We start from the raw sequence: 23,851 nt of genomic DNA, 5'->3' as shown, positions 1-23,851 counted from the left end.
GTGTTCAGGGCTTGGAGGCTGCGGGCGGTGAGGTGAGCCCGGTGGAAAGTGGTGCCGGGTCGGCGGAGACGTTCCCGGGGTCCACTGCGCCTGAGGGTGTTCAGGGCTTGGAGGCTGCGGGCGGTGAGGTGAGCCCGGTGGAAAGTGGTGCCGGGTCGGCGGAGACGTTCCCGGGGTCCACTGCGCCTGAGCGGGTGATTGGCTAACTCTTGGCGGCTCCTTTCTTGTGGTCGGCGTTGCGTATCCGGTAGGACTCGCGAGAAGTGATGACGATGGTGTGGCCTGACCCCGATCGGTTGATCCATGGCTTATGGGAGCAGATTGTGCGTAAGCTGACCGCCTCCGACCGACTTCTGGCCGAGGGTAAGGACACGGCGGCGGTCTGCCGCGAACTGGGTGTCTCGGAGGCTGCCTATCACCGGTGGCGCAACCAGTTCGGTGGGCTGAGGACCGAGGACGCCAAACGTCTCATGGACCTCGAACGCGAGAACGCCACCCTCAAGCGGCTGTTGGCCGATGCCGAGTTGGAGATGGACGCGCTGCGGGAGATCGCCATCACTGGAAACTTCTAGGCCCGGAACGCCGGCCAGCAGCCCCGAGTTGGGTCATTTGGCTTAGTGCCTTGATTTGGTGGGTTTGAGGGTGTGGAGTATCGCCTCGACCTCGGGATTGAGTGCGGGTGGGTAGGTGGCGATGACGCCGTTGATGTCGATGGTGGCGTTGTGCAGGGGCTTGAGGGTACGCAGGAACCGTCGCAGTGACAGTCGGGTTCGGGTTTGGATTTCGCGGCTGACGGCCAGGGCGGTGAATACGATGGTCTGGCGGGCTTCGATGGCGTCGCGGGTGCGGGCGAACATCGGCGGGGCGGCAAGATCGGATTTCGACATCCGGAACGGCTGTTCGACTCGCCATAGGTCGTGGTAGCTGGCGATGAGTTCCGTGGCGGGCATGAGTGTGGCCTCGATGTTGGTGACGTAGCCTTTGAGCCCGGCCAGATGGCGTGCCCGCTGCAGGGAGACCTCGTCGAGTGTGCGGGAGCCGAGTCGGATGGTGACGAATCGCGTTGTGCGGGCGGTTTTGTCGCCGGCGACGACGGCGCGGGCCTTGTGTTCCTGCAGGTTCAGCGGTTTGGTATCGCGCACTGCACGTTTGGTCGAGTAGGCCCACACCGCCCGCCTCGATCTCGGGTGTGTGTTCGCGTTCCAGACCGGTTCGGCCTTGATTTTCGAGTCGCTGCTCTTGGTGGTGGTGCCGCGTTGGTCGCGTGGGGTGACGGTGTCGATGATCTGGCCGTTGGTGAAAAGCTCACCGTGCCAATGGAAGTGGGATGCCAGATCGCCCGGCGCCTTGGTGAGGCGGGATCCGACGATGAACCGCAACCCGGCCTCATCGAGGGCCCGCGCCGCGTTGCTGAACCGGACCATCGCCACGATCATCTGCGACACGCTGCTGCCCGAGGGGCCTGGGCCCGACGGCTTCGTCAGTTTCGGAAACCTTCGCCCCGAAGACCTATTCAACACCTACTTCTATGGCGACTTCCTCCACGTCGGCGACAACGCCGGGCAGCTGATCAACTCTGAGGACGGGAATGCGGGCCTATCACATGTTCGGGTTTCTCACTTCGATGTCGACGCTGGCGCACGTGTACTTCGGGTTCTCGGTGCTCGTGGAGCATGCGCCCGGCGCTGTCTCTAGCCCAAACGATGAGGAGTGGCCATAGCCCTCAGCTTCGTCGAACTACCGCCCCGCGAGCTGCCACTGTGACGTTTCGGCTTCCGAGGCCGCCTCGGACCAACGGGGGTCCGGGTTTCGTTTCTTGTCAGCGGTCGTTGATGGGTACTTGCCAACTAAGCCCACCGGGCTGACACGTCCGCTATCCCGCAGGTAGGCCGATCACCACGCCGTTGGACGCTCTCGTGGTGGGTTGACCACCAAGGTCCACGCCCTGGCTGATCAGGCATGCAGCCCCGTCACGATGGTGTTATCGGCCGGGCAAGCCGGCGACAACCCCGATGCTGTGGTCGCTGCCGGCCGCCCACAACACCGGGGGCCGCACGTTTCGCCTGCTGGCCGACAAGGGCTACTCGCATGACTCCACCCGGGCCAGGTTACGCCAGATGAAAATCGCTAACACCATCCCCGAGCGCAGTGATCAGGTAGCCCCGTCGCAAAGCCAAAGGCTCCAAAGGCGGACGGCCACCAGCATTCTCCGGGAGGATCTACAAGCACCACAACACTGTTGAGCGCTCTTTCAACAGGCTCAAACACTGGCGTGCCATCGCTACCCAATACGACAAATACGCCCTGAGCTACATCGCCGGGGGCCCGACTGGTCGCGATCATCACCCACTACCGCGCCCGCAATTGATAGACAGGACCTAGCCGGATCGGCCTACAGGTCGCCGGTGAAGTCCGCGCTCAGCCACCGGTCGGGGCGGACGGTGAACAACACCTCGTCGACGCCTTCCATGCTCTTTGCGAAGGCGTGGCCACCCTCCTCGCCGAGGTACCGGATCGCAGCGTTCAGCAGCGCCTCGGGCGGAGCGGGCCTGGTCGTCTCGACGACGGTGCCTTCCACGACCACGTACTGGTATGGGGGCTCCTCACGCTGGACCACCAGCGTCACCGCGCCGGCCTGCTCGATGAGCCGGGCCTTCCTGCTGGCCGCGCCCGTGGCGATGCGGATGTCGCCGCCGGGGGAGTAGTCGTACCAGATCGGGACGCTCGCCGGGGGGCGCCCATCGGTGGTGGCCACGCTCAACACGGCGATGTGCGTGTCCGCGAGGAACTCCTGACGTTCGGTCTCGCTGAAGCTTCTCATGTCGCCTTCAATCTCCCGGCGCGGCGAACGTATTCCCGATAAACGCGATCAGTTCGGCCCTGCCCGGCCCGTCACCGTCGCTGCGCTGCCTTGACCAGGTTCGACCCGACGATGAGCCGCTGGATCTCGCTGGTGCCCTCGTAGAGGCGCAGCAGGCGTACGTCGCGGTAGATGCGTTCGACCGCGAGGCCCTGCATGTAGCCGCTGCCGCCGTGCACCTGCACGGCGAGATCCGCCACCTTGCCGGCCATTTCGGTACAGAACAGCTTGGCCGCCGAGGGCGCGACCCGCCGATCTTGATTGGTCACCCACAACCGGGCGGCGTCACGGACCAGCGCGCGGCCCGCCATCACGCCGGTCTGCTGGTCGGCCAGCATCGCTTGAACCAGTTGAAAGCTTCCGATGGGCGTGCCGCCCTGGGTGGCGGTCGCGGCATACGACACCGACTCGTCGAGCGCGCGCTGCGCCGCGCCCACCGCGAGGGCGGCGATGTGGACACGCCCCCGGGCCAGCGACGTCATCGCCGCCCGGTAGCCGATGTCCTCGGCCCCACCGATCAGCGCGTCGTTGTTGACCCGCACATCATCGAAGCCGACGTCGGCGGTCCATGCGCCTTCCTGGCCCATCTTGGCGTCCTTGGCGCCCACCTGGACGCCCGCGGCTTCCGCCGGAACCAGGAAGACCGCGATCCCGGCGCTGCTCTCGTCCGCCGGCCGGGTGCGCGCGAACACCACGAACAGGTTCGCGATGGGCGCGTTGGTGATAAAGCGCTTCTGCCCCGAGATCACCCAGCCGTTTGGGTCCCGGACGGCTTTGGTGCGCAGTCCGGCGGGGTTCGACCCGGCACCCGGTTCCGTCAGCGCGAAGGACGCGGTCACCTCCCCGGACGCCATCGGTTCGAGCCAGCGGCGCTTCTGCTCGTCGGTGCCGAACCCGACGAGCACCTGCCCGGCGATCCCGTTGTTGGTGCCGAACATCGACCGCAGCGCCAACGAGGTGTAGCCCAATTCCATTGCCAGCTCGACATCTTGGACGAGGTTCAGGCCGAGGCCACCCCAGCGCTGCGGGATCGCGTAGCCGAACAGGCCCATCTTCTTGGCCTGCTCCCGCAGATCGTCGGGCACCCGATCGTCTGCCAGGATCTCCTGCTCGCGCGGAACCACCGCGGTCCGGACGAAGTGACGGGTTTGGGCGGCGATCTCTGCGAAGTCGTCGTCGGTGACTTCCTGGACTTCGGTTGTGGTCATGTGGCAGACGCTCCTCTTGGCGCGGGCGCCGGTCAACCGTTGTGGAGGAGTCCCCAGCGCTCCCTGCCGACCCCGATTGGGGTCAGATCCTATATGAAATATGATATTGGCGATCGTGGGGTTCCCGTCGAGAAGCCGAGCCAAGGAGGCGTAGTCACGGTGTCGTTGCTAGCCGGTCAGACCGCAGTGATCACGGGAGGCGCACAGGGCCTGGGCTTCGCCATTGCGCAGCGATTCGTCACCGAGGGCGCGCGGGTCGTGCTCGGGGACCTGAACCTCGAGGCGACGCAGGCCGCGGCCAGGGAGTTGGGTGGTGACGACGTCGCCGTGGCGGCGCGCTGCAACGTCACCGACGCCGCCGACGTCGAGGCGCTGATCGCCACCGCGGTCGTACGCTTCGGCGGCTTGGACATCATGGTCAACAACGCCGGGATCACCCGCGACGCGACGATGCGCAAGATGACCGAGGAGCAGTTCGATCAGGTCATCGACGTGCACCTGAAGGGAACGTGGAATGGCACCCGGCTGGCCGCCGCCATCATGCGCCAACAGCAGCACGGCGCGATTGTGAACATGTCGTCGGTGTCGGGCAAGGTCGGCATGGTGGGCCAGACCAACTACTCGGCGGCCAAGGCGGGCATCGTCGGCATGACCAAGGCGGCGGCCAAAGAACTTGCCCACCTTGGGGTGCGGGTGAACGCGATAGCCCCCGGACTGATCCGCTCGGCCATGACAGAGGCCATGCCGCAACGCATCTGGGATCAGAAAGTCGCCGAGATCCCGATGGGCCGCGCCGGCGAGCCGAGCGAGGTCGCCAGCGTCGCGCTGTTTTTGGCCTCCGACCTTTCCTCGTACATGACGGGCACCGTCATGGAGGTCACCGGCGGCAGGCACATCTAGTGCGGCGGGTCATGCGCGAGGCGGTCATTTGCGAACCGGTGCGGACGCCGATCGGCCGCTACGGGGGGATGTTCAAGTCCCTGGCGGCAGTCGATTTGGGCGTCGCCGCGCTGAAAGGTCTGCTCGAGCGCACCGGCATCCCGCCCGAGGCGGTGCACGATGTCATCCTCGGTCACTGTTATCCGAGCAGCGAAGCGCCGGCGATCGGCCGGGTGGTGGCGCTGGATTCCGGCCTGCCAGTGACGGTTCCGGGCATGCAGGTCGATCGCCGCTGCGGGTCCGGGCTGCAGGCGGTGATCCAGGCGTGCCTGCAGGTCGTCAGCGGCGATCAAGATCTCGTCGTCGCCGGGGGCTGCGAAAGCATGAGCAACGTCGCCTTCTACTCCACCGACATGCGCTGGGGCGGCGCCCGCGGCGGCGTCCGGGTGCACGATGGGCTGGCGCGCGGACGCACGACCGCGGGTGGACGGCACCATCCGGTGCCGGGCGGGATGCTCGAGACGGCCGAGAATTTGCGCCGCCACTACAGGATCTCGCGCCAGGAGCAAGACGAGCTGGCCGCGCGGTCGCACCAGCGCGCGGTCACCGCGCAGCGCAATGGCGTCCTGGCCGACGAGATCATTCCGGTGACGGTCCGCGGGCGGCACGGCGAAGAGTCGATCGACACCGACGAGCATCCCCGCTCCGACACGACGGTGGAGTCGCTGAGTAGACTCAAACCAGTTCTACTGGAAGAGGATCCGGAGGCGACAGTGACCGCCGGCAACGCCAGTGGCCAGAACGATGCGGCGTCGATGTGTGTGGTGACGACGCCCGAGAAGGCGGCCGAACTCGGCCTGACGCCGCTGGTGCGGCTGGTGTCCTGGGGGTTGGCGGGTGTGGCGCCCAAGATCATGGGCATCGGCCCGGTGCCGGCGACCGAGGCGGCGCTCGTCAAGGCCGGCCTGCGGCTGAGCGACATCGATCTGATCGAGCTCAATGAGGCCTTTGCCGCGCAAGCGCTTGCGGTGATGCGGGAATGGGGATTCGGGGCGGCCGACCTCGAGCGCACCAACGTGCACGGCTCGGGCATCTCGCTCGGGCATCCCGTCGGTGCGACCGGCGGTCGGATGCTCGCCAGTCTGGCCCGCGAACTGAACCGGCGCCAGGCGCGGTACGGGCTGGAGACCATGTGCATCGGCGGCGGCCAGGGCTTGGCCGCCATCTTCGAGGGGGTTGCGTCGGCATGAACCCGGACTTGCCGCTCACCGGGCTCACCGTGGTGGAGGTCTCCAGCTTCGTCGCCGCGCCGTTGTGCGGCATGACGCTGAGCCAGCTTGGGGCGCAGGTGATCCGGGTCGACCCGATCGGCGGCGCTTCGGACGTCCAGCGCTGGCCGCTCGCGGCGGACGGGACGTCGATCTATTGGACGGGCCTGAACAAGGGGAAACGCTCGGCGACCGTGGATCTGCGTTCGTCCGAGGGGCAGGAGCTGGTACAGCGGCTGATCGTCGAGGGCGACGGAATCGTGGTGACCAACGCCGCCGGCCTGCCCTGGCTCAGCCATGGCCGCCTTGCGGCGCGGCGCTCCGACGTCATCCACGTGCAGCTGCTCGGGCGGGGAGACGGCTCGACCGGGGTGGACTACACCGTGAACGCGGGCGTGGGCTTCCCGCTCGTCACCGGACCGGCCGACCACGGAGGCCCGATCAACCACGTCCTCCCGGCCTGGGACGTGTGCTGCGGGTTGTATGCGGCGCTGGCCGTCGTCACCGCCGTCCGCCGCCGCGACCTGTCCGGCTCGGGCGCCCGCATCAGCCTGGCCCTCGAGGACGTCGCGCTGGCCACCGCGGGAAACCTGGGACTGCTCACCGAGCCCCAGATCAACGGCACCCAGCGCGAGCGCCTGGGTAACGCCATCTACGGCCAGTACGGCCAGGACTTCACCGGTCGCGACGGGACGCGGTTCATGGTCGTCACCTTGACGCGGCGGCATTTTCGCGACCTGGTCGACGTGACGGGCACCGGCGCGGCCGTGTCGGCGCTCGAGGACGCGCTCGGGGCGGACTTCGGCTCGGAAGGCGACCGGTATCGCTACCGGGACGTGCTGTCCGGGCTGTTCGCCACCTGGTTCGCCGAACACACGGCCGACGAGATCACCACCGCGCTGTCGGTCACCACCGTGCTGTACGAGCGCTACCGCACCTTCGCGCAGGTGGCCGCCGACCCCAAGGTGACCACCAATCCACTGTTCTCCCGCCTGCACCAACCGGGTGTCGGGGACTACCTCGCCCCCGGCTCGCCGATCGCCATCGACGGCGACCATCCTGCAAGTGTGCCGGCGCCGGCGCTGGGGCAAGACACCGCGGCGGTGCTCACCGAGCGCCTCGGGTTCACGACCGCGGACATCGCGCGTCTGGCGAGCGCCAAGACGATAGGGACGGACAGCGCATGACCAAACTCGCCCAAACCCTCGGCCTGACCGAACTGCAGACCGAGATCATCGCCACCGTACGACAATTCGTCGAGAAAGAGGTCATCCCCACCGCGCCCGAACTCGAGCGCGACGACAGCTATCCCCAGCACATCGTCGACCAGATGCGGGACATGGGCCTGTTCGGGCTGATGATCCCGCAGGAGTACGGCGGCCTCGGGGAGTCACTGCTGACCTACGCGTTGTGCGTCGAGGAACTGGCGCGCGGCTGGATGGCGGTGTCCGGTGTGCTCAACACGCATTTCATCGTGGCCTACATGCTGCGCCAGCACGGTACCGAGGCGCAGCGGGAACGATTCCTCCCGCGGATGGCGACGGGCGAGTGCCGCGGCGCGTTCTCGATGTCGGAACCGGGGCTGGGGTCCGACGTGGCGGCGATCCGGACTCGTGCGCAGCGCGACCCGGACGGCGGTTACGCGATCACCGGCCAGAAGATGTGGCTGACCAACGGCGCCAGCTCGACCCTGGTCGCGGTGCTCGTGCGCACCGACGAGGACGCTGACAAGCCGCACCGAAATCTGACCGCCTTCCTCGTCGAAAAGCCCACCGGATTCGGCGAAGTCGCGCCGGGGCTGACGATCCCGGGCAAGATCGACAAACTCGGATACAAGGGCATCGACACCACCGAGCTCATCTTCGACGGCTACCGAGCGAGCGAGGATGACATCCTGGGCGGCGCACCGGGGCATGGGTTCGTCCAGATGATGGATGGCATCGAAGTCGGCCGAGTCAACGTGTCGGCGCGAGCATGCGGCATCGCGCTCCGCGCCTTCGAGTTGGCGGTCCGCTACGCCCAGCAGCGGCACACCTTCGGCAAGCCGATCGCGGAGCACCAGGCCATCGCATTCCAGTTGGCCGAGATGGCGACCAAGGTGGAGGCTGCGCATCTGATGATGGTCAACGCGGCAAGGCTGAAGGATTCGGGTGAGCGCAACGACGTCGCCGCCGGAATGGCCAAATACCTTGCCAGCGAATATTGTTCGGAGGTGACTCAGCAGAGCTTCCGCATCCACGGCGGGTATGGGTATTCCAAGGAATATGAGATCGAACGGCTCATGCGCGACGCACCCTTCCTGCTCATCGGCGAGGGGACCAGCGAAATTCAGAAGTCCATCATCAGCAAGCGGTTGCTCGCCGAGTACCAGGTGTAAATCCCATGAGCGCCCCGGACTTCGCCGTCCGCCCACAGCTTTCCGACGACGTCGCGCGCCTGATCCGCACGCGGGTGTTCGACGGCACCTATGCCGCCGGCACCTACATCCGGATGGACCAGCTCGCCGCGGAGCTGGGGATCAGCGTCACGCCCGTGCGCGAAGCGCTCTTCGCCCTGCGCGCCGAGGGCCTGATCGACCAACAGCCGCGGCGCGGATTCGTGGTCTTGCCGGTGACGGGGCGCGACGTCACCGATGTCGCGAACGTGCAGGCCCACGTGGGCGGCGAACTGGCCGCGCGCGCGGCGACCAACATCACCGCGGCGCAACTGAGCGAGATCAAGGAGATTCAGGCCCGGCTGGAGGACGCCTACGCGGGTCAGGACGGCGAGCGAACGGTCCGCCTGAACCACGAGTTCCACCGCGCGATCAATGTCGCCGCGGACTCGCCCAAGCTCGCGCAACTGATGTCTCAGATCACCCGATACGCACCGGAATCGGTATTCCCGACCATCGAAGGGTGGCCCGAACAGTCGATCAAGGACCACCGGCGGATCCTGTCGGCGCTGAAGCGCCGCGACCAGGAGTCGGCGCGAGCGGCGATGTCCGAACATCTTGCCGCGGGGGCCGTTCCGCTGATCGACCACCTGACCGCTCGCGGGGTGGTCGTCGCCGACGGCGACCGTCCTTGAGCGCGGACCGCGACAGGCCTACGCTGCCCGGTAGGGGGCGACGCTAGGGAGAAGTGATGCCCTCATATCGCGCAGGGGCCGTCCTGGTCACCGCGGTGGTGACGATCGGTGTTGCCGCGCCGGCGAAAGCCGATCCGATGGACCCGATCCCGGGAAATGGTGTCTTCGTCGTGGGGCCCGACATCGCACCGGGCCTGTATCACACCGGCGGATCGGCGTCCGTCTTCGGGGTGTGGATAAACAACGTCCCGACCCAGGACTCGATGTGCTCGTGGTTCACCTACAGCACGCCGGACGCGGCCAAGGACCATGTCCTGCAGACCAATACCTCCATCGGCCCGATGTATGCGAACATCAACTCGAGCGTCAAGGCCTTCGAGTCGCAGAACTGTCAGCCCTGGACGCGGGTGCCCTGACGCCGGTTCACGCTCAAATGCGCGCAGAACGCCTGCCGCGAGGCCTGGCGTCGCGTCACTTGGGAACGGCCGCCCTGCTTCTGCTGCGCTGAACCGGGGACTTGGCCGTGCGGCGTTGGCGCGGCGGCGGGGCTTCGGCGCCGGCCTCGATCAGACGGGCGGCGTGGTCGAGGATGCAGTCCAGGCCGTATTCGAAATTCGTTTCGTCGGCCGCCCCGATGCGGTGTCCCTGACCGGTCACCCGGGCGAGGAGCGGGGTGCTCCCCGGATCGATCGCCATCGTGTCTTCGAAGGTGCGCGATTCGCTGTCCGGGGACTGATTCTTCTCTGACAGCCGGTGCAACACCACCGACCCGCGAACATGCAGCGACATCGCCGAATACGTGTCGAAGGCGTCCTCCGGCGACAGCCCGGCCTCCACCAGGTTGGCGATCGCCAACTCCATCTCCTGGGCGCCCAGGCGCGCGGCTTTCGGGCTCAGTGCCGCGCGGATCAGAATCAGGTCACACAGAATGGGGTTGCCCAGGAACGTCTTCCGTATCGACCGCGCGTGGTTGCGCAACGACTCGCGCCAGTCGCTGGCCTCGACGTAGGGGGTGGCGAACACATACTTGCTCAACGCCCGATCGGTCATGGCGTTGAGGAGATCGTCTTTCTTGCGGAAGTACCAGTAGATGCTGGTGACCCCGACATCCAGGTGCTTGCCCAGCAGGGGCATGCTCAGGTTGTCGATCGACACCTGCTCGGCGAGTTCGAATGCGCCAGTGATGATGTCGTCGGGGTTGATCGACCCACGCTCGCGTCGTTGACGCTTGTCGGCGGTCGCCTGCTTGGCCACTGAGGGCACCTCCATCAACGATTGTCCTGGGCGGTCCAGTGACGCGGTCGGGCTCCGACCGTTAACCTTACCGGTGGCCATCCGATCACACGTCTGGACAGCCGTACGGTTGTCTCGGGCGGGTTGCTGGGGCGGCTTTCGTGCGATCCTTCGTTTGCTACTGTAATCCCTATCGTAGGCTTTTTGACACCCACGGCCGAACGGGTGAAGATGACCGGAAACCAGCCATTTGGCGGTCCGCGGGCGCCCCTGGGTTACAACCGACGCGCGACGGGCATACGTGCTGAGTCGTTTGCCGGGTTTTCGAAAGGATCGCACACATGCTCACATTGGGTGTCATCGGCTGGATCATCATCGGCGGACTGGCCGGCTGGATCGGCAGCAAGATCATGGGCACCGACGCGCAGATGGGAATCGTCCTCAACATCGTCGTCGGGATCGTCGGCGGTTTGATCGGCGGCTTTCTCCTGCGGGGCTTCGGCGTCAACGTATCCGGCGGCGGGCTGTTGTTTTCGTTCCTGACCTGTCTGCTCGGTGCGGTCATCCTGCTCGGGATCGTCAAACTGGTCACCCGCGGCGGCGTCTCCCGCTAGCCGCGGCCGACGCGCGTCCGGCCACCAAATCCGCTGCCGGAAGCGGGTTCGCGTCGCGGCGACCATGCTTGTGGAACGCGGTACCGATAGGTATACAGTAATGCGTACAAAGCGCCTGTCCGGTCCGCGACGCGCGAGGAGGTGCCGCAGCAGATGCCCGGCGCTTCCGGCGAACCGGTGCTCTACGAAACCGCGGCGGGGGGTGTCGCGATCCTCACGTTCAATCGCCCGGACCCTCAACGCCTTGGGGGCCCGACATCAGGGCCGGGTTCTACGCCGCCGTCGCCCGCGCCGAACGCGACCCGGCAGTCCGCGTCATCGTGCTGACCAGCCGCGGCCGGGGGTTCCGCGCCGGCGCTTTCCTCGGCACGGCCAGCACGTGTTCCTGATCACTAACACGGCCCCGGACGCGCCAAAGCATAAGAGCCTGAACATGTTCCTGGTTCCGCTCGACTCGCCCGGGATCGAGATCCAGGGGATCCGCACGGTCGACGGCGACCGCACCAACATCGTCTACTGCAGCGAGGTCCGCGTCGACGACAGGTATTGGCTCGGCGACGTGAACGTGGGCTGGACGGTGCTGCGCCAGCCGCTGAACGTCGAACACGGCGCCGTCGCTGCGGCGCCGGACGGCCTGCAGGACACGTCGATGATGATGCATCAGGCCGGTTTCCTGGCGGAGGCCGTTGACCGTGCGGCCGCCCGCGTCACCCGTGTCGAGCCCGGGGGCGCCGGCTCATCGACGACGGTTCGGTCGCATACGGGCTCGGCCGCAGCGTCGCCCGCCTGGAGGTCGCCCTGTCCGCCCCGGGCATCTTCGGCCGGGTTGCGATCGCGCAGACCATGCGCGACATCTCGCCGGATTTGATGGACATCCTCGAGGCGCTGTCGACGCTCCCATCCGGGATCGATGGGGCCGCCGACGACGGCAGCGCCGAGTACGCCTACCGGTTCGCCCCGTTGGTGGGCATCTACGGCGGCACGCTGGAGGTGTTCCGCAACATGATCGGGCACTACGTCCTCGGCCTGGGCAAGCCCAACTACTCGCCGCCGCTGCGCAAATCGCCCTGAGTGGCGCCAAAGTTCGGTCGGCGATCGGCATGCCCGAACCGGCGCAGTGAACCAAGCCCCGTCGACGCTCGTTTCACTTCATGTGGAACTCGGCGTCGGATGGGTGTGTCCGCCCGGCGGGCAGCACATTGAGCGGGTCGCAGAGCCCAACGGGTGGGCAGGCGATGGGCGGGGCGATGGGTGTGGCGCTGTTGGTTCTGAGCACGGGGCTGGCTGCCGGTTTCGCGGCGGCGGGCACCATGAAATTGGTGCTGTCCAGGAGTCAGCTCGCGCTGCGCGGCGCGAGTTGGGCCGCCGACTTCGGCTCGGGCACGGTGAGGTTCGTGGGCCTCACCGAATTGGTGGGAGCGATGGGGATCCTCGTTCCGGTGATCGTGAGCATTCCGCAGGGATGGTCCCTCGCGGCCGCGGCCGCGGGTTTGATCGTCGTCTCCCTGGGCGCAGCGGTGATTCACGCGCGTCGCCGTGAACCGGCGATGATCGTGTTGAACGTTGCGTTGCTGGCCGTGGTCGCGATGTCAGTGTGGGGTCGGTCGAGCCGGTGAACCATCCCCGCACGCAAGCCGGGCGTGACGTGATGCGGATCACTGCGCTGGGGTTGAGGACATCCGGGGCTCGTACAAGCGATACGGCGCTTGCGCGGCGGACGCCGGCGGCGCGCGAAGGCAATCAGCAATCAGCACATCGGCGGGCGGGCGACGAAACAGGCCGCGGGAGAGGAGCCAGCGACGATGGCTGACACCTGCGATGTCGTGATCGTTGGCGCCGGACCGGTCGGGGCCACGGCAGCGTTGCTGCTCGCGGCCCACGGAGTCGAATGTGTTGTGGTGGAGCCACGGAATCGCCCGCAGAGCCACCCGGCCGCACACGTGCTGTCGACTCGTTCGATGGAGATATGGCGTGAAATCGGGTTGGACCGCGACCTCCGCGGCTTGAGCGCGCGGGCATACGAGCTGCGCTGCATCCCGTACTGCACCACGTTGGCCGGCCCGGAGCTGGGCCGGGTGCCGTTGGGCGAGCTGCCCGAAACGCAGCTGGAGGTCATCGATTCGATCAGTCCCACGCGCAATGCGCATTTGCCGCAGAATCGCCTGGAAACCCTGCTCTGGCAACGCCTGCGCGACAGCGCCCACATCGACCTGCGCAGCGGATGGAGCTACGTCGCGCACACGGACCGGCCCGACGGGGTGGAAGTCACTGTCGGTGACGTCGACGGTGGCAGCCGCCGAACCGTCCTGGGTCGGTACCTTGTCGCCGCCGACGGCGCGGCCAGCGCAGTGCGAAGAGCGCTGGGGATAGCGATGCAGGGGCCGACCCTGCAGAACATGATCAGCGTCCACTTCTCCGCCGATCTCGAGAAGTTCCGGCGAGGCCGCCGCGGCCCGGTGATGTGGACACACAGCCGCAAGGGCGTGGGTGCTCTGATTGTGCACCGTCCACCGCAAGACCTGGTGTTTCAGATTCCCTATTTCCCACCGGCCGAGTCGCTGGAGGACTTCGGGGTCGCGGTCTGTCGGGACCACATTCACGACGCCATCGGGGATCCCACTGTGGGCATCGATATCCACTCGATCAAGTCGTGGGCGATGAACGCTCAGGTCGCCGCCAGTTACCGGGTGGGTCGGGCGTTTCTGGTAGGAGATGCCGCGCACAGGTTCCCGCCCACCGGCGGCCTGGGCCTGAATACCGGAGTCGCCGATGCGCACAACCTGGCGTGGAAGATCGCGTGGGTCAGCACCGACCGTGCGCGCGAAGACCTCTTGGATTCCTATGAATGCGAACGCCGGCCGGTTGGACGCAGCGCCACCGACCACTCCGTCGCCAATGTCGACGGGTTGCTCGACGTGGTCGCCGCCCTCGGCCTGCCGCGGGTGGTGGGCCGGCTGCTGCCTCGCGCCGTCGCGGCGCTTCCGGAATGGGCGCCACGGCGCACGGTGCGCACGTTGGTCCGAAGCCTTTCCGCGCAGGGATTTCGCTCGTTTGACGTGGCGAGGTCGCCGGGGTTGGCCGGGCAATACCTGCGGCGCAGGGCGGCGGTCGCGATCGGCAGACAGGGGCGGCACTACCGCAGCTGGGGAAGCGACCTCGGCGTGATCTACTCGAGCGGCGCCCTCGTGCCCGACGGAATGCGCACGGCGCCAGCCGATCCCGAGTTCTACACGCCACATGTCCGCGCCGGGGGACGGCTTCCGCACGCCTGGGTGAAAGACCGCGGACGCCGCGTCTCCACCCTGGATCTGGTCGAGCGCAATCGATTGACGATGCTGGTCCCCGACGACAGTCGGGCTCGCTGGGCCCATGCGGCGGCGGCGCTTCCGATCTCGGTCGTCGGTGTCGACGAGTCGGCACGGACCGTATTCCACACCGGTTCAGTGGCGTCCGCCGCGGACGGGCTCATCGTGCGACCCGACGGCCACATCGCGGCAGTGCTGCCCCCCGGCGGGGACGGCGCCACGCTCATGCGCAGAGCGCTGGAAGCCGTCGACGCCTCGTCAGGAGCGGAGGCCCCAATTGGTGAACCACGCTGATTCGGCGCCGATCTCGTTGCGGCTGCTCAGCCACCGGCCGCTCGAGATGGCGGCTTGGTGGTCGGCGCTGCTCGGCGAGTCCCCGAAGCCGTTCGGCGCGAAGACGACCGTCGTCACATCCGCGCGCCTCCGGGTAGTCATCGAGGGTTCGCAGAATGCGCTTGACTACCACCCCGAGGCCTGTGGCGTCACCGCGATCACCCTGGTCTACGGCGCGTTGGAAGACATCCGTGAGACGGTGCGGCGGTTGGGGCAGCAAAACGCCCACCCCTACCGGGCGACCCGTCAAGGCGGCGTTACCGCGCTGTGGTTTCACGACCCGAACGGGACGGACGTCGCGTTGTGCCGTGCGGTCGACGATGTCCATCTCGAGGTGAACCCGGACGAATGGCCCGAGGAGCTGGACCCGGACGCGGTGCTCGCCGACAAGCAGCCGCCCCACTGACCGAGTCCCCACATACGCATGACCGACACACGGGGTGACGAACCCACCGACGAAAGGCCACTGTACCCATGACCGTCCAGATCTCACCGAAGGTAATTCGCGTCGTCGAACGTGCGCGGGACGTGTTGTCACAGGTTCGTCAGCGAACGGCCCCGCCCCATGTGGCGATCTTGGAGATGCTATTGGAAGGCTGGACGGCGCAGGCGATCACGGCGGCCGTGCAGCTCGGCATCGCCGATGCGCTCGGCGATGGTCCGTTGCCGCTGCCCGAGCTGGCGCGCCGGGTCGAGGCCGACCCCGATGCGGTGCGGCGGTTGATGCGTGCCCTCATGGGCCGCGGCATTTTCCGGCTGCGCGGGGACGGGCGTTACGAGCTGAACGCACTGGGCGACGCGTTGCGTTCGGACGCACGGTTCTCGGCCGCCGGTCCGGCCCGTATGTTCGGTTCGCCGGAACACCGCGAAATTTGGAGCCATCTGGCGGACTCGATCAGGTCCGGATCGGGAATGGTTGCGGTTCTGCACGGCAGCAATGGTTTCGAGTACTTGAACCAAGATCCGGAGCGCGTCGAAGTGTTCAACAAGTGCATGGCCGACATCACTGAGATGGTCAGCGGTTCACTCGTTGCCGCCTATCCGTTCGGCGACTATCCCACCATCGTCGATGTCGGCGGCGGCACCGGCCAGACGCTGGCAGCCGTGCTGCGGGCGGCACCCGCATCCCGGGGGGTCCTGCACGACCTGCCGGCCGTGGTCGCCGGCGCCGCACCACGATTGTGGGGCAGAGACGTCGCCGACCGCGTAAAGATTTCGGAGGGTTCGTTTTTCGAAACCGTTCCCGGGGGTGGAGACCTGTATCTGCTCAAGCAAGTGCTGCATGACTGGCCGGACGCCGATGCCATCCGGATCCTCGAAAATGTCCGGTCATCGGCCCCGTCGGGGGCGACCATCCTGGCGGTCGAATATGTGGTCCCAGAGCACAACCGGGACCACCCGGGGCACTGGTCCGACCTAGAAATGCTGGTGATGCAAGGCGGGCGCGAGCGGACCGCTGCCGAGTACCGGCGTCTGCTCGAGTCCGCGGGGTTGCGGATGACGCGGGTGGTCCCCACTATTTCCCCGATGAGTCTGGTCGAGGCGCGAGCGCGATAGCGCGGCGCCGGTCCCGGATCAGCGCAGCAGGAGTTCGCGGGCGGAGGTCCGCCGGAGCTTGCCCGACGACGTCTTCGGCAGCGCCCCAGCGGGAAAGAGGCGAACCTGGCGAGGGAGGTGTCCCACGTGGCGACTCACCTGGGCGGTGATGTCTCGACTGATGCGGACGCGCGTGGCCTCGTCGTCGACGTCGCGCACCTCGGCGAGCACCGCAAAACCCTCCCCGGCCACCTCGTCGTCGATCCGCAGAGCGATCACGCATCCCGTCCGCACGCCTGCGACCTCCTCGGCGGCGCGTTCGATGTCGTGGGGATAGAGATTCTTGCCGGCGACGACGATGAGTTCCTTGGCTCGGCCGCAGACGTAGATCCGGCCCCGCTCATCGAGGTAGCCGAGATCTCCGGTGCCGAACCACCCGTCGGTGGACGCGAGGCGGGTGACGCCGTCCGACGTGAGATAGCTCGCGGCGACCGAGGGCCCGCGGATCTCGATTGCGCCGATTTCTCGCGGGCCGAGGGCGATTCCGGCGCGGGTGATGCGGACGTCCGTCCCGGGCACGGGCGGACCGAGACACACGACGTGTTGGGCATCGTCGGTTTCGTCGGCGAGCGGCAGGGCCCGCTGATTGTCGCTCGCCTCGCGCCTCGAGATGGTGTCCACGACCGGCCGGTCGCGACTTACCGCCAGCGAAACCACCAAGGTTGCTTCGGCGAGCCCGTAGGCGGGGACGGATGCCGCCGGGCGCAGGCCGAAACGGGCACCCGCGGCGGCGAATTCCGTCAGCTGGCGGTGATCTACGGGTTCCGCGCCGACGATCGCGACTCGCAGTGAGGAGAGATCGATGGGGCCCGGCTGTTCGACTCGGCGCAACGCGCGAGTGAGCACGCCATAACCGAAGCTGGGGCCCGACGTGATGGTCGCGCGGTGCCGGTGGATCAGCTCGGCCCAGACTATCGGGCGTGCGAGGAATTCCTGCGGTGGCACCACAACGGTCTCGACCCCCATCTGCATGGGCGCGCAGACGAAGCCGACCATCCCCATGTCGTGGGAGAGCGGCAACCACGAGACGATGACGTCGGTGCCGGGATCGACGTCCATTCCCTCGAACAACGCGACGGCGTTGGCTGCGAGGTTGGCGTGGCTGATTTCGACGGCCTTCGGTACGCCCGTCGACCCGGACGTCAACTGGCGCAGGGCGATATCCCCGTTGTGCGCGTCGTCGGCATCGAGCGCGGCCGGTGCTGCGCTCCGCAGGGAATCGACGGTGCACACCTGCACGCCCTGGCCGGCCAATTGGTCCAGCGCCACCAAGAACGCGTCGCCAACGACCACGACATCCGCCTCGATCAAACGGATCGCCCGCACGGTGTCGGCCAGCCACACGGCCGGGTGGGCGCGGGGTGTGGGCTGCTGAAGCATGGTCAGGGCCGCACGCAGGAACCACGTCGCCTGGGCGAGCGCTGCGACGTCGGCCGCGTCGCCGGCGAGTACCGCCACCGAACCGTGCGGTTTAACCCCTTGATGGGCCAAGCCGGTCGCCATCCGAGTTGCTCGCTCCTGGACCTCCCCCCAGCTCAGTCGGATTGGGCTCGCCACCGTTCCGCCGGTGAGCCCCCGCGGAGACGATGTGGCCGTAGCGGAAATCTGGCGGGTCAGCATGCTCACGAGGTCGTCCTTTCGTCGTTCAGTCGCTCGCGCCGGCAGGCACCGCAGTCGGCACGCGACCGTGAAGAACATTGGGAATCCGTTGCCGCGCAACGGTCGTTGGCATTACCCCGTCTCACCGCTGAGACTGAGCCGTTGGGTGACGAAGCCGACCAGGTCACCGACGCTGCCGATGCTGGGCAGGACTTCGGCGACATTGACGTCACTCAGTGGCGGATACTGGGTCCTCAGCCGTTCGAGCAGACGAAGCTGGAGCAACGAGTCGTATCCCAGGTCTTCGACAAGCCGTTTGGAGAGGTCGAGCGTGCCGCTGGGGTAGCCCCCCACGTCGGCGATCATGTCCACGATCCCGGCCGTGACGAGATCACCTTCGGGTGAGGATGATTCGCCCGACACCGCGCTGCCCGCGGTCCGGATCACCGAGACGCGCTGGCTCGGGGTTGCCGCGCGGTCGAGCCAGTACCGGTTGGAGGCATCGAAAACGTACGGCGGCAGCCGGAGCGCCGGACCCATCGGACCCCCATAGAGCGCATCGAGAGCCGGTGCATACCCGTCGCGCATCGTCGCCGCCGCGACTTCGAGTAGCTCGGTTCCCCGGGATTCCGCGCCACTGCACAGTGCCAGCATCCGCGCCTCGAAAGCCACCGGGGACTGTCCGGCGAGACTGAGCAAGACGGACTTTGGGCCGGCCTCGGCCAGATAGGCGGGAACGGTCCAACTCAGGGCCGCCCGCACGGCGTCGGCGAACCGCACGGGTGCAAGGATCTGCTCGGCCCAGTAGTCGGCGTCCATTTCCTGGCCCGTGACCTGCCTGCCCAGAACGGTCGAGAAGATGGGAAACTCGGCGTCGCCCGGCTCGAGCCCCGACAGTTCGCGGCGGAATGCCTCGACGATCGGCCTCATGCTCGGTGAGTGGAACGCCTGTGACACGTTCAGGCGCGTGGCTTTGCGGCCCCGTTGCCTGATCAGTGTGTGAATCCGCTCCATGGATTCGGTGGGCCCCGAAATGGTCAACGCATGCTCCCCGTTGACCGCCGCCACCGCACAACCCGTTTCCCCGTCGAGAACCTCTTCGGCCTCGGCGGGGCTGAGGTCAACCGAGATCATCGCGCCGTCGTGCGGCAATGACTCCATCAGCCGCCCGCGCGCGGTGACCAGCCTGGCGGCGTCCGCCAAGGTCAGCACGCCGGCCAGGCACGCCGCGGAGATCTCGCCGAGGCTGTGGCCGATGCCGAATGCGATCTCGATTCCGCTTTCCCGCAGCGTCTTCGCCAGTGAATAGGACACGGCGAACAATGCCGGCTGCACGATGCCGGCGTCCGCCAGGCCGGCCTTGCGCTCGAAGAGCTCGGCGAGCAGGTCGACGCGCAGGTGCTCGTTCACGGCGGCGGCGGCCGACTCGAGATTGCGCCGGTACACCGCATTCGCGTCGTAGAGTGGCCGCGTCATGGCGGGATACTGCGTCCCCTGCCCGGAGAAGAGCAGCCCGAAGCTGGCCGGAGTCTTGCGCGGTGGGGTCGATGATGCCAGGTCGGGCCGTGTGCCCGCGACGAACTGGCGGAGGTCCTTCAGAAGTGCGTTGCGGTCTCCGTGCGCGGCCAAGCGATGCCGATTCGATCGTTTTACCACGTTGGTCGACCGACACCAGGAGGCCAACCGCGCGGGTTCGAGCGCCTCCAGTACGGGGATGATCGCGGCGGCATTGCGTGACAACGACTCCGGCGACGACCCGGAAATGGTCAGGGCTCCATGTCGACCCGCGGCGGGGGGCGGCATCGCCGGTGCGGATTCCACGATGACGTGCGCGTTGCTCCCGCCGAGACCGAATGAGCTGACCGCACCGATTGCCCCCTCGGCTGGCAGTTGGCACTTCCCGTCCGCCAGCTGCAGCCCGAGCTCGCCGAGCCGCAGGCCCCGGTGATCTTCCTGGCCGAAGACGGTGGGCGGCAGCGCATGATGGTGCAGGGCCAGGCACGTCTTGATGAAGGATGCGATTCCGGCGCTGCCCTCCGTGTGTCCAATGTTTCCCTTCACCGAACCCAACAGACAGGGCGTCTCGTGCCGCGATCGGTGGAGTTCGCCCAGCGCCCTGGCCTCGATCGCGTCACCGATGACCGTCCCGGTGCCGTGCGCTTCGACGAAGTCGACGTCCGCGGCATCGATGTCGGCGGCGTCGAGCGCCCGCCGCATCAGCGCGACCTGGGTGTGGCGATTCGGTGCGGTGATTCCGTTGCTGCGACCGTCGTGATTGACCACCGAACTCTTCACCACGGCATAGATCGGCTGACCCGCCGCGACGGCGTCGTCTAGGCGGCGCAACACCACCGCTCCGACCCCTTCGCCGCGGCCGATGCCGTCGGCGCCCTCACCGAAGGGCTTGCATCGGCCATCGGGGGCCGACAGTCCCGCCTGGGTGTAGAAAATCGACAGTGCCGGGGTGAGCATCAAATTCGCACCCCCGGCGATGACCAGGTCGGCCTCCCCCGAGCGCAACGCGGCACAACCCTGGTGGACGGCGGTCAGCGACGACGAACATGCCGAATCAATGGCGACACTTGGTCCGTTGAGACCCAGGTGGTAGGAGATCCGGTTCGCGGCCATGAAGTACCCGCTGCCGGTGCCGCGGAACGCGGTAACGCCGGTGAAGTCGTTGAGCTGGAGGCTGCTCCACTCGCTGGACATGATGCCGACGAACACCCCAGTCTGTGTTCCAGCCAGCGAGCGCGGATCGATGCCCGCGTCCTCGATTGCCCGCCAAGAGGTTTCGAGCAGCAGGCGCTGCTGGGGATCCAGGCCGGCCGCTTCGATCGGTGCGATGCCGAAGAACTGGTTGTCGAACGCGTCGACGTCGTCGATGAAATGGCCGCGCCTGGTGTTCATCGTGCCGGGCGCACCGCCCCGGTCGTAGTACGCGTCGACGCGCCAGCGCTCCGCAGGGACCTCGGTGTCGGTGACTGCCGCGTCGAGCAGCAGCCGCCAGAACGCCTCTTTGTCGGGTGCGGCGGGAAAGCGGCAGTCGATTCCCACCACGGCGATGGGCGTGGCGATGGGTGTCACGACGACCCTCCCTGTCCGGCAAGATGTTCCGCGATGGCATCCACCGTCGGGTAATCCCACACGACCGTCGTTTCCGCGACGATGCCCAGTTCGTCCTCCAAGTCCGCGCACAGGGCGAGGCTGGCCGCGGAATCGAGGCCGTAGTCGGCAAGCGGCGTGTCGACGCCGATGGCATCGGTCGGTAGCCCGACGAGCCTGGCGACCTCATCGATCAGCCAGTCGGCGAGTGCCTGGTGGTCGATCGTCTTGACCGTCGTCGTCATAGTGTGCTCAAGCTCCTCATCGTTCGGTCCGCTCCACGGAAGATGGTTTGCCCATAGGTGATCTGGTGGTAGACGAAACCGCGCATCCAGGCCTGCAGGCGCGCCCCGCCGAGCACCTGCGCGGCCGCCGCCAGCGGCAAACCCAACGCAATGGCCGTCAACAGCACCAACACGAACGCCGTCAAGCTGGCGGCGCCGGCCGCTCGGCCGTGCGTGCGTGCGCGCTCGGCCATCGCGCCCCATCTGCGAAACGAGTGTCCGGCAATGATGTCGGCGGCGGCCAGCGCCGGCACCACCGGGGCCATCCCCGGTGGCCGTGGCTTGGACTCGGCAAGGCAGCGACCCACATCGGCCACCCTGCCGAGTTCATCCTCGCCGACACCGGCCTTGCCGAACCACAGAAACGGCTCGCGGTGTCCGGTCAGCAGCCAGCGCAACGTGGTCACCAGCGTCGTCGTCGACGAACGGGTGTCCGTGGCGGCAACGACCTCCACGCTGCGCGCACCCGCGGCGCGCAGCAGGCCGCACATCTCGATCGCCGCGGAATACCACATGTTGCGACAGGCGATCACGGTGACCACGTCGCGGTCCCGCACCGCCTCGGGGTGTGCGGCGAGCAACGACCGCACCGGAATCGACGGCGCCAAGTACCACACCTGGTATGCCAAGACCACCAGCTCGTCGGGCGCCGAGTGGAATCCCTGGGCCGGCTCGACAAGGTCGACGAGCGACTTTCGATTCACCGCTTCCGGGAACACCCCGAAGAATCGCCGAACCGGCCAGGGGAACGGAAAGCCCTTGCGCGGTTGGACATCGACCCATCGAACGCTCCAGTCGCGCGCTTGCAGGGGGCCGGTCAACGCCTCGGTGACCTCCCGCAGTTGTCCCGTCTGCGTGTACAGGTAAACGACCGCCTTGGAGTAGCGACGCCGGGTCGCGGAGCTTTCCCCGACCGATTTGATCATCGACCGTCCTCCGGGGCCGTCCCCGAGACCGCCGTCAGGTGCATGAACGAGATGGCGAATCGGCCCGACTCGGGGACCATGCACAGCAGCGTCTCGCCCTCCCGGATGAGGCCCTGCTGCATCATCTCGTCGAGAATGATGTAGATCGACGCGCTGCCGATGTTTCCGACGCTGGTCAGATTGCTGTACCAAATCTCCGGACGGGACGCCACTTCGATGCCGCGCCTGGAGAATTCGTTCAGCACCAGCGTCTTCATCCGTTCGCTGGAATAGTGCGCGGGGACCCACGACAGCGCTTTGGGGTCGAATTTGCCGAGCTGGCTCAGGCGCTCGAACTCGTCCACCCCGATCTCGACCACGTGCGGCAGTATCGACAAGTCTTGGCGCAGCACCACCGCGCCGTCCGCTGCGGCGTCCGCGGCGGTCGGGTAGTCGACCCAGGTCTTGGTGCAGGTCCTTTCATTGCTGCCCAGGAACATGCAGGCCGTCTCGGTGTTTGCGTACGACCGCAGTGAGATCCAGTCGATGCGAAGGCTGATGCCCGACGACGCAGGTCGGTCTTCGACCACAACCGCGCCGGCGCCGTCCGACAGCATGTAACGCAAGAACGCGGCCTCGAGCGGCAACGCCCCGTCCTCGGCGGCCGGTCCCATCTCTTGATAGCGAGAGCTCTTGAGCCACCGCGAGATCGACTCACTGGCCACGCTGACCGCGTTGCGCTTCTCACCGATCGCCACCTGCAGGTAGGCGTTCTTGAGCGCCATCATCCCGGAACTGCAGACACCGTGGGCGGTGGCGATCTCGAGGGGGCCATAACCCAGCTCGCCGTGGATCATGCTGGCCAGCCCCGGGGTTACCAGGTCTGGTAATGATGTTGCAGCGCAGAGCAATTCAATGTCATCGGGGCCGAGCCCGGCGCGCTGTACGGCGCTGTGAACGGCGCCGGCCGCCATCGCCGCGTTCGATATGACCGTCTGCTGTTGCTTGTCGATCGCGTAGTGACGCGTCTTGATGCCGCAGTTCGCCAGCGTGATCGCCTTCAGGTCGCTTGTCGAGCGCCCCGCCGTGCCAATGTAGTCTTCGATCTCCTCGTTGGGCACTGGCTCGCCCGGAAGGAAAATTCCCGTCGCCGTGATGTATGCGTTCACTGAAACCTGCTCCATCGTCGTGGTGCCTCCAGGTGAGGCACTCCATTGGGTTATTGGTTTTCTGCCATCCGGGTCGCGTCGCCGGTCGAACCGGCGTGCGACTCACCGCACCGTCGGTGCTTGCCGCCCGGGCAACTCCGTCGACGTGCTCAACGTTTGTGGGTCGCGCCCCGTTCACCACGACCGATGGGTTGCCGTCGAGCCGAGAGAGACTGGCGCGATACGTGTTCCACACCGAACGATGTCATCGCGTGTGATCCGAGTGCTTCCCTCGCCGGACAAGGAGATCCGTTATGCGTCGTAGCGCCGAAAGGCGCTGAGCTACCCCCGAGTTGTGAATTCAATGCGTTCCGCCCAGCCCCATCGCTCCGCGCGGAAACCCAGCCACGGTGTTCCCCCTCTCTCCAAGAACAATCGGCCCAGCACC

Annotated in this window: 20 protein-coding genes and 5 pseudogenes; 16 read left to right on the top strand and 9 right to left on the bottom strand. The window is 67.0% G+C overall.

From position 1 onward, the window contains the following. Window positions 1–206 (top strand): hypothetical protein (locus tag SKC42_RS23710; protein WP_330966672.1); only part of this gene is annotated, 206 nt, incomplete at its 5' end. A 66-nt stretch (window positions 207–272) separates the two neighbouring features. After that, window positions 273–595 (top strand): annotated as a pseudogene (locus tag SKC42_RS23705) (transposase); the annotation flags it as partial. Between the two features lie 19 nt (window positions 596–614). On the opposite strand, the pseudogene SKC42_RS23700 reads toward SKC42_RS23705, so the two are convergent. After that, a pseudogene (locus tag SKC42_RS23700) lies at window positions 615–1,397 on the bottom strand (IS1634 family transposase); the annotation flags it as partial. A 494-nt stretch (window positions 1,398–1,891) separates the two neighbouring features. Between SKC42_RS23700 and SKC42_RS23695 the strand changes: the two are divergent. After that, window positions 1,892–2,382: pseudogene (locus SKC42_RS23695) on the top strand (IS5 family transposase); the annotation flags it as partial. A gap of 10 nt (window positions 2,383–2,392) precedes the next feature. Here the strand turns inward: SKC42_RS23695 and SKC42_RS23690 are convergent. Together SKC42_RS23690 and SKC42_RS23685 are read right to left on the bottom strand one after the other, a co-directional pair. Next, window positions 2,393–2,821: a pyridoxamine 5'-phosphate oxidase family protein gene (locus SKC42_RS23690; RefSeq protein WP_330966671.1), complete on the bottom strand. Its 429-nt coding sequence runs from the start codon at window positions 2,819–2,821 to the stop codon at window positions 2,393–2,395. Between the two features lie 71 nt (window positions 2,822–2,892). Continuing rightward, window positions 2,893–4,068 (bottom strand): acyl-CoA dehydrogenase family protein, encoded by a 1,176-nt coding sequence (locus SKC42_RS23685; protein ID WP_330966670.1) that lies wholly within the window; start codon window positions 4,066–4,068, stop codon window positions 2,893–2,895. A gap of 93 nt (window positions 4,069–4,161) precedes the next feature. Here SKC42_RS23685 and fabG point away from each other — a divergent pair, with 93 nt between their 5' ends. From fabG to SKC42_RS23655, 6 genes are read left to right on the top strand one after another with little or no spacing between them, the layout of a single operon-like run. After that, entirely contained in the window at window positions 4,162–4,968 is an 807-nt protein-coding gene (fabG, locus tag SKC42_RS23680; RefSeq protein WP_330966669.1) for a 3-oxoacyl-ACP reductase FabG, read from the top strand. 11 nt (window positions 4,969–4,979) lie between these two features. Further along, on the top strand, window positions 4,980–6,197 hold the full coding sequence (locus SKC42_RS23675; protein WP_330966668.1) for an acetyl-CoA C-acetyltransferase: 1,218 nt from the start codon (window positions 4,980–4,982) through the stop codon (window positions 6,195–6,197). Next, the gene (locus SKC42_RS23670) at window positions 6,194–7,402 is read left to right on the top strand and encodes a CoA transferase (RefSeq protein WP_330966667.1); all 1,209 of its coding nucleotides are present in this window, start codon (window positions 6,194–6,196) and stop codon (window positions 7,400–7,402) included. The genes SKC42_RS23675 and SKC42_RS23670 overlap by 4 nt, the downstream gene beginning before the upstream one ends. Beyond that, complete coding sequence (locus SKC42_RS23665; RefSeq protein ID WP_330966666.1) at window positions 7,399–8,592, top strand: acyl-CoA dehydrogenase family protein; 1,194 nt, start codon at window positions 7,399–7,401, stop codon at window positions 8,590–8,592. Before SKC42_RS23670 ends, SKC42_RS23665 begins: the two co-directional genes overlap by 4 nt. 5 nt (window positions 8,593–8,597) lie before the next feature. Beyond that, window positions 8,598–9,284, top strand: a complete 687-nt coding sequence (locus SKC42_RS23660) for a GntR family transcriptional regulator (RefSeq protein WP_330966665.1) — start codon at window positions 8,598–8,600, stop codon at window positions 9,282–9,284. A gap of 53 nt (window positions 9,285–9,337) precedes the next feature. After that, on the top strand, window positions 9,338–9,700 hold the full coding sequence (locus SKC42_RS23655) for a hypothetical protein (RefSeq protein WP_330966664.1): 363 nt from the start codon (window positions 9,338–9,340) through the stop codon (window positions 9,698–9,700). A 55-nt stretch (window positions 9,701–9,755) separates the two neighbouring features. On the opposite strand, the gene SKC42_RS23650 is transcribed toward SKC42_RS23655, so the two are convergent. Next, complete coding sequence (locus tag SKC42_RS23650) at window positions 9,756–10,553, bottom strand: TetR/AcrR family transcriptional regulator (protein WP_330966663.1); 798 nt, start codon at window positions 10,551–10,553, stop codon at window positions 9,756–9,758. Between the two features lie 305 nt (window positions 10,554–10,858). On the opposite strand from SKC42_RS23650, the gene SKC42_RS23645 reads away from it, so the two are divergent. The 7 genes and pseudogenes from SKC42_RS23645 to SKC42_RS23615 all read left to right on the top strand — a co-directional run bounded on the left by SKC42_RS23645 (window position 10,859) and on the right by SKC42_RS23615 (window position 16,326). After that, window positions 10,859–11,131 carry a GlsB/YeaQ/YmgE family stress response membrane protein gene (locus SKC42_RS23645; protein ID WP_330966662.1) on the top strand — a complete coding sequence of 91 codons (273 nt, stop codon included), beginning with the start codon at window positions 10,859–10,861 and terminating at the stop codon, window positions 11,129–11,131. A 153-nt stretch (window positions 11,132–11,284) separates the two neighbouring features. Then, window positions 11,285–11,511: pseudogene (locus SKC42_RS23640) on the top strand (enoyl-CoA hydratase-related protein); the annotation flags it as partial. Next, a pseudogene (locus SKC42_RS23635) lies at window positions 11,505–12,202 on the top strand (acyl-CoA dehydrogenase family protein); the annotation flags it as partial. The pseudogenes SKC42_RS23640 and SKC42_RS23635, both read left to right, overlap by 7 nt. 128 nt (window positions 12,203–12,330) lie before the next feature. Continuing rightward, the gene (locus SKC42_RS23630) at window positions 12,331–12,747 is read left to right on the top strand and encodes a DoxX family protein (protein WP_330966661.1); all 417 of its coding nucleotides are present in this window, start codon (window positions 12,331–12,333) and stop codon (window positions 12,745–12,747) included. A gap of 186 nt (window positions 12,748–12,933) precedes the next feature. Continuing rightward, window positions 12,934–14,730 (top strand): FAD-dependent monooxygenase, encoded by a 1,797-nt coding sequence (locus tag SKC42_RS23625; protein ID WP_330966660.1) that lies wholly within the window; start codon window positions 12,934–12,936, stop codon window positions 14,728–14,730. Next, window positions 14,717–15,175, top strand: coding sequence for a hypothetical protein (locus SKC42_RS23620; RefSeq protein ID WP_330966659.1), 459 nt, complete (start codon window positions 14,717–14,719; stop codon window positions 15,173–15,175). Before SKC42_RS23625 ends, SKC42_RS23620 begins: the two co-directional genes overlap by 14 nt. Window positions 15,176–15,351: 176 nt before the next feature. After that, window positions 15,352–16,326: a methyltransferase gene (locus SKC42_RS23615; protein WP_330966679.1), complete on the top strand. Its 975-nt coding sequence runs from the start codon at window positions 15,352–15,354 to the stop codon at window positions 16,324–16,326. An 18-nt stretch (window positions 16,327–16,344) separates the two neighbouring features. Here SKC42_RS23615 and SKC42_RS23610 read toward each other — a convergent pair whose 3' ends face one another. From SKC42_RS23610 to SKC42_RS23590, 5 genes are all read right to left on the bottom strand, one after another. After that, on the bottom strand, window positions 16,345–17,985 hold the full coding sequence (locus SKC42_RS23610) for a long-chain-fatty-acid--CoA ligase (protein ID WP_330966678.1): 1,641 nt from the start codon (window positions 17,983–17,985) through the stop codon (window positions 16,345–16,347). 111 nt (window positions 17,986–18,096) lie between these two features. After that, window positions 18,097–21,048 carry a type I polyketide synthase gene (locus SKC42_RS23605; RefSeq protein ID WP_330966658.1) on the bottom strand — a complete coding sequence of 984 codons (2,952 nt, stop codon included), beginning with the start codon at window positions 21,046–21,048 and terminating at the stop codon, window positions 18,097–18,099. Next, window positions 21,045–21,311, bottom strand: coding sequence for an acyl carrier protein (locus SKC42_RS23600; protein WP_330966657.1), 267 nt, complete (start codon window positions 21,309–21,311; stop codon window positions 21,045–21,047). Before SKC42_RS23600 ends, SKC42_RS23605 begins: the two co-directional genes overlap by 4 nt. Beyond that, window positions 21,308–22,276, bottom strand: a complete 969-nt coding sequence (locus SKC42_RS23595) for a hypothetical protein (protein ID WP_330966656.1) — start codon at window positions 22,274–22,276, stop codon at window positions 21,308–21,310. Before SKC42_RS23595 ends, SKC42_RS23600 begins: the two co-directional genes overlap by 4 nt. Next, window positions 22,273–23,424 carry a 3-oxoacyl-ACP synthase gene (locus tag SKC42_RS23590; RefSeq protein WP_330966655.1) on the bottom strand — a complete coding sequence of 384 codons (1,152 nt, stop codon included), beginning with the start codon at window positions 23,422–23,424 and terminating at the stop codon, window positions 22,273–22,275. The genes SKC42_RS23595 and SKC42_RS23590 overlap by 4 nt, the downstream gene beginning before the upstream one ends. Window positions 23,425–23,851: the final 427 nt, after the last annotated feature.

Source organism: Mycobacterium sp. 050134 (assembly GCF_036409085.1).
In the GTDB taxonomy this organism is placed as follows: Bacteria; Actinomycetota; Actinomycetes; order Mycobacteriales; family Mycobacteriaceae; genus Mycobacterium.
The sequence above is the reverse complement of the archived record's forward strand: the minus strand, read 5'-3'. Positions and strand labels throughout refer to the sequence as shown.